The sequence below is a fragment of the Cupriavidus sp. 96C5-1 genome (assembly GCF_057798855.1).
In genome coordinates this window covers 1-5,437 of the sequence record NZ_JBYOJU010000104.1, presented here as the reverse complement: position 1 = coordinate 5,437, position 5,437 = coordinate 1, and the positions used below count along the sequence as shown (strand labels likewise).

At 64.5% G+C, this 5,437-nt stretch carries 4 protein-coding genes and 2 rRNA genes; 1 reads left to right on the top strand and 5 read right to left on the bottom strand.

Going from position 1 to position 5,437, the window contains the following annotated elements; all coding sequences use genetic code 11:
- Positions 1 to 2,251 (top strand): TonB-dependent receptor (locus AC3FOF_RS44345; protein WP_488730288.1); only part of this gene is annotated, 2,251 nt, incomplete at its 5' end.
- A 56-nt stretch (positions 2,252 to 2,307) separates the two neighbouring features.
- Here AC3FOF_RS44345 and AC3FOF_RS44340 read toward each other — a convergent pair.
- The 5 genes from AC3FOF_RS44340 to AC3FOF_RS44320 form a co-directional block, all read right to left on the bottom strand.
- The gene (locus tag AC3FOF_RS44340) at positions 2,308 to 3,111 is read right to left on the bottom strand and encodes an ABC transporter permease (RefSeq protein ID WP_276265644.1); all 804 of its coding nucleotides are present in this window, start codon (positions 3,109 to 3,111) and stop codon (positions 2,308 to 2,310) included.
- Between the two features lie 4 nt (positions 3,112 to 3,115).
- Positions 3,116 to 3,976 (bottom strand): ABC transporter permease, encoded by an 861-nt coding sequence (locus AC3FOF_RS44335; protein ID WP_276265645.1) that lies wholly within the window; start codon positions 3,974 to 3,976, stop codon positions 3,116 to 3,118.
- Positions 3,948 to 4,928: an ABC transporter ATP-binding protein gene (locus AC3FOF_RS44330; RefSeq protein WP_276265646.1), complete on the bottom strand. Its 981-nt coding sequence runs from the start codon at positions 4,926 to 4,928 to the stop codon at positions 3,948 to 3,950. Before AC3FOF_RS44330 ends, AC3FOF_RS44335 begins: the two co-directional genes overlap by 29 nt.
- Positions 4,929 to 5,122: 194 nt before the next feature.
- Positions 5,123 to 5,235 (bottom strand): 5S ribosomal RNA (gene rrf, locus AC3FOF_RS44325).
- A gap of 114 nt (positions 5,236 to 5,349) precedes the next feature.
- Positions 5,350 to 5,437, bottom strand: a 23S ribosomal RNA gene (locus AC3FOF_RS44320); the annotation flags it as partial.

The window sequence follows — 5,437 nt, the reverse complement described above, 5'->3', positions numbered from 1 at the left end:
GGTGGTGGCCGCCGCCCCGCTGCCCGGCATCGGCGTGGACCGCGATCTCGTGCCCTACACCGTGCAGACCGTGCGCGGCGACGAACTCAACGGCCCGCGCTCCGGCAACCTCGCCGAATACCTCGCGCGCAACCTCACCGGCGTCAACGTCAACGACATCCAGGGCAGCCCCTTCCAGACCGACCTCACCTACCGCGGCTTTCGCGCCTCCTCCATCCCCGGCGCTTCCCAGGGCCTGTCGGTCTACCTGGACGGCATCCGCGTCAACGAGCCCTTCGGCGACGTGGTGAGCTGGGACATGATTCCCGAAGCCGCCCTGGAAAGCGTCTCGCTGGTCTCCAGCGCCAACCCCGCCTACGGCCTCAACACCCTCGGCGGCGCCCTCGCCATGACCACCCGCTCCGGCCTCACCTCCCCCGGCTTCACCGCCGACCTGTCCTACGGCAGCGGCAACCGCAAGCGCGCCGACCTGTCCGGCGGCGTGCGCAGCGACAGCGGCTGGCACGCCTTCGCCGCCGCCACCCTGTTCCAGGAGCAGGGCTGGCGCGATCACGCCGAAGGCCGGCTCGGCAACCTCTTCCTCAAGGCCGGCCATGCCACCGACACCGACAGCTGGGACCTCTCCCTGCTGCACGGGCGCAGCACCCTGATCGGCAACGGCCTGGTGCCGAGCTACCGCGCCAGCGGCAACGCCCTGCTGCCCGGCCTCTACGAGAGCAACCCCGCCGCCGCGTACACCTACCCCGACAAGACCCGCAACCAGGTCACCCAGGTGGCCCTCAACGGCCGCCACTGGTTCGACGACAAGACCAGCGCCGCGCTGCTCGCCTACGTGCGCACCAGCCGGCGCGATACCACCAACGGCGATATCAACCCCGACTACGATGCCTATTCGGAAGACTGCGAGGATGGCTTCAAGGCCGACGGCAGCCCGCGCAAGGCCCGCTGCGGCTTCACCCGCGCCGAGGGCGCCGCGCTGGACCCGGCGGTGCTCAACACCACCCATATGTGGCAGCAATCCATCGGCATGGCGCTCAGCGCGGCCAAGGAAACCGATCACCACCTGCTCAACGCCGGCCTGACCTTCGACCGCAGCCGCCTGACCTATTCGCAGTACGAGCAGCTCGCCACCTTCACCGGCGACCGCGGCGTCCTCGCCGACCCCAACGCGCCAGTCGAACTGTTCTCCGGCGTCACCGGCACCTCGCGCGCCATCGGCGCCTACCTGTCCGACACCTGGGCCCTCACGCCCTCCACCTTCCTGACCGGTTCGGCCAGATGGAATCACGTCACCGTCAGCAATACGCTGCGCAACAGCGACGGCACCGAGCAGCCGCGGGAGAGCTTCACCTACCGCCGGCTCAATCCCGCGCTGGGCCTCACCCAGAAGCTCGGCGGCGGGGTCTCGGTGTTCGGCGGCTACGCCCAGAACAACCGGGTGCCAACGGTGCTGGAGCTGGGCTGCGCCGATCCGGCCCAGCCCTGCCGCCTGCCCGCCGGCCTGCAGGCCGACCCCTACCTGAAGCAGGTGGTCTCGCACTCCTATGAAGCCGGCGCGCGCTGGCGGCCGTCGAAGGACACCGAGGTCTCCGGCACGCTCTACCGCATCGACAACCACGACGACATCCTGTTCCTGCGCGCGCCCAACACCCAGCAAGGCTACTTCGCCAACTTCGAGCGCACCCGCAACCAGGGCTTCGACCTGTCCGCGCGGCAGCGCCTGGGCGACTTCACGCTGCGGCTGGGCTACAGCTACCTGCAGGCCACCTACCAGGCCAACGGCCAGCTCGCGGTGGGCGAGCGCACCATCGACGTCAAGCCAGGCATGCGCATGGCGGGCGTGCCGCGGCACACCATCAAGCTGGGCGTGGACTGGCGGGCGCTGGCCGGGCTGACGCTGGGGGCCGACCTGGTGGGCGTGTCCAGCAGCGTCACCAGCGGCAACGAAGACGGGCTGCGCGCCGACCCGCAGCCCGGCAAGGCGCCGAAGTACGCGGACTGGAGCACGCCGGGGTATATGACGGTGAACCTGCGGGCGTCCTACCGCGTGAACAAGCACTTCGAGATCTACGCGCGCGTGGCCAATGTGTTCGACCGGCGCTACGAGACCTACGGCCAGATCTCCAACGACCTGTTCCCCAACGGCAACCTGCTGCGCCCGCACGTGACGCCGGAAGACAATGCCAGCGCCCTGTTCGTCGCGCCCGGCGCGCCGCGCAGCGCCTGGGTCGGGGTGGTGTACCGGATGTAGGCAGGCGGGGGCGCCGCGATCGCAAACCGGTATCCCGTGGCGAGCCTGGCCGCGCGCTAGCTGCCGCTGGACACGTAGCGGCTCACGCCGAAGCGCCAGGCGCAGAAACTGAGCGCAAGGAAAACGAAACCAGCGGCGGGTGCGATCGGCAGGAGCCAATCGGGCGCGCCGAGCGGGTCCGGTTTCCCGAGAATCGCCAGCACCGGAAAGTACGCCACGCAACCGATCGGCACCACGAAAATCAGCAGGTTCCGGAACCATTGCGTGTAGAGACTCAACGGGTACTGTGCCGCCTGCACGCCGCCATAAGTCACCACGTTGACGATCTCCAGACTCTCGACGGTCCAGAACGACAACGTGGCTTGCAGCACCATCAATCCGAAGAACAGCGCGACGCCACCGGCGACGGTCCACAACGACAGCCCCGCGGCGTAAGGGGTCCAATGGAAATCGAGCGCGCGCGTGGCGACGGCAAGCACCACCACGCCTTGCAGCAGGCGCCCCAAGACCCGCAATCGAAAGTCATAGCCGATCAACTGCAAGGCTGCTGCGCGCGGCCGCAACAGCAGACGGTCAAAGTCACCGGTCTTGACGAAGGCGGTGCCGAACACATCGAATCCGCGGCTCAGGAAATCGGCAATCGAGAAGCTGATGCTGACCATGCCGAAGAAGAAAGCGATATCGCCGAATTGCCAGCCCTGAACATTCCCGAACCTGTCGAACAGCGCCCATATGGCAGCAAGTTCAATGATCATCGTCAAGAACGATCCGAAACCAAGCAAGAGACTCGACCCCGGATATTCCAGCTGGGTACGGATCGAGGTCACGAAATAGCTGCGTAGCAGCGAGAGTGCGTTCACGGTTTCACCCTCCCTGCATTTCGAGACGCGCCATCACCGAGCGCATCCAGGCCCGGCCGATCGCGATGAATGCCAGCGTCCAGAACGCTTGCACCGCGATCCCCGCCCAGGCTTCGCCGCCGCCGAGCGCACCGATATAGATACGCGCGGGAATATCGAGCATGCCGGCGAACGGCTGCATCACCAGCGCCGGTTGGGCCCAATCGGGAAAGAAGCTGAGCGGAATCAGGTTGCCCGAGAACAGGATCACGAACGCGGTGGCCAGTGTGTTGACGCCCCGATCCGTGAGCGTCTTCGCCACGCAGACGTTGATCAGCACGGTAAACGCCGCACAAAGCAGGATCATCCACAGCAACGAAACCGCGAACAGTACGCCTTGTACCGGCTCCGCCGGCAACTGCCATGACCAGGCCTGCAATCCGACCAACGGCATCAACACGGCAGCCGCGGCGAACATCAGCCCGGCGCGGGGCAAGGCGCGTGCAATCATCCACGCCACCGCCCGGACGAACCACCAGGCGTAGGTATCGACGGGACGCAGCCGGTCGTATCCGATCCCGCCGGTGCGCACGGCGGCGGCGATTTCGGGATCGCCGCTCCACGGTTGCAACACGAACAACGCCTGCGCGAGCCACGTGTACGTAATCGCCTGGCCAAGTCCAATGGGGAGATTCGCCTGCGCGGAGTGCTGATAGAACGCGGCATAGATCATGACCTTGATGCCGCCCCACCAGCATTGCGTGACGAACCCCGCGACGGCGGCTGCGCGGTACTGCATCATGATCCGGAAACGCGCGTTGAACGCCGCCCAATAGGGATGAAAAACATCCATCGTCTCAAGCCTCGTTTGCGCCGTGCAGGTCATAGAAGCGCGCGATGACTTCCTCGATCGCCGGCTGCTCGACGCGAATATCGTCGACGTCATGCCCACCCGCGATTCGGGCAATCAACGCAGGCGCACCGACGACGCGGGGATCAAATGCCAATTCGATCGTCTGTCCCTCATGTCGGCGGACGGTGGTCCCGTCGATCGCGAGCGCCGGTGCATCGCCGGCAAAATCGATGACCAGGCGACGATCCGCGAACACGCTGGCGCGAAGGGCATCGAACGACTGATCCGCAAGTACCCGGCCGTGTCCGATCACAAGCACACGTTGCGCGAGCGCTTCGATGTCGTGCATATCGTGCGTTGTCAGCAACACGGTGACACCGCGCTCCCGATTCAGCGTCTTCACGAACTCGCGCACCGCGAGTTTCGATGGCGCATCGAGTCCGATCGTGGGCTCATCGAGAAAAAGGATGGGCGGCGCATGCAATAGTGCGGCAGCAATTTCCGCGCGCATCCGTTGGCCGAGTGACAACTGACGCACCGGTTGCTCAAGTAATCGCTCCAGCTTGAGCATGCCAACGAGTTCATCACGGTTGCGCCGATACGCCGGCTCGTCGACCCGATAGATATCGCGAAGCAGGTTGAAGCCATCAATTACCGGAAGATCCCACCACAATTGGCTCCGCTGACCAAAGACGGCACCGATGCCGGCCACGTGCCGGATGCGATCATCGAACGGATTCCGCCCATCGATCAAGACCTTGCCGGACGACGGACGCAGGATACCCGAGAGAATTTTGATGGTCGTTGACTTGCCGGCGCCGTTGGGGCCGATGAAACCGAGCAACTCACCTCGTTCGAGGGAAAAACTGACGTCCTTGAGCGCTTCGATTTCGCGCCAGCGGCGATGAAACATGCCGAGCAGGCCCGACTTGCGCTCGCCGACGCGATAAATTTTCGACAATCCCTCCACCACAATCTGCGACATACCCTCTCGCTGGCTGACTGCATACTGCAAAAAAAAGTCCCGCCGGGCTAGCGAGCGGGGGGCGGATTGTAGCAGAGTTGGAGAGCTCCCTTCCCGACCGATGGTTTCGGGAGCGTTGGAAGCGATGCGGAGGAAAAGCGAAACCAAATAGCAAAACCCCCCAGTACTTTCGTACTGAGGGGTTTCAAGGGAGAGCCTGGCGATTACCTACTTTCACACGGGTATCCGCACTATCATCGGCGTGGAGTCGTTTCACGGTCCTGTTCGGGATGGGAAGGGGTGGTTCCAACTCGCTATGGTCACCAGGCATAAACGGTGTGCCGCGTTGACTCGGTCAACGCAGCGAATAGGGATGTAGTAGTTGGTTGTGCGTATCGGCCTGTGGCACGCGATACTCAACCAGGAGAAACACACTGGTTATAGGATCAAGCCTTACGGGCAATTAGTACTGGTTAGCTTAACGCATTACTGCGCTTCCACACCCAGCCTATCAACGTCCTGGTCTCGAA

Coding starts and splice junctions, on each gene's coding strand:
- AC3FOF_RS44330 (WP_276265646.1), bottom strand. CDS start 4,928: ATGTCGCAGATTGTGGTGGAGGGATTGTCGAAAATTTATCGCGTCGGC.
- AC3FOF_RS44335 (WP_276265645.1), bottom strand. CDS start 3,976: ATGACCTGCACGGCGCAAACGAGGCTTGAGACGATGGATGTTTTTCAT.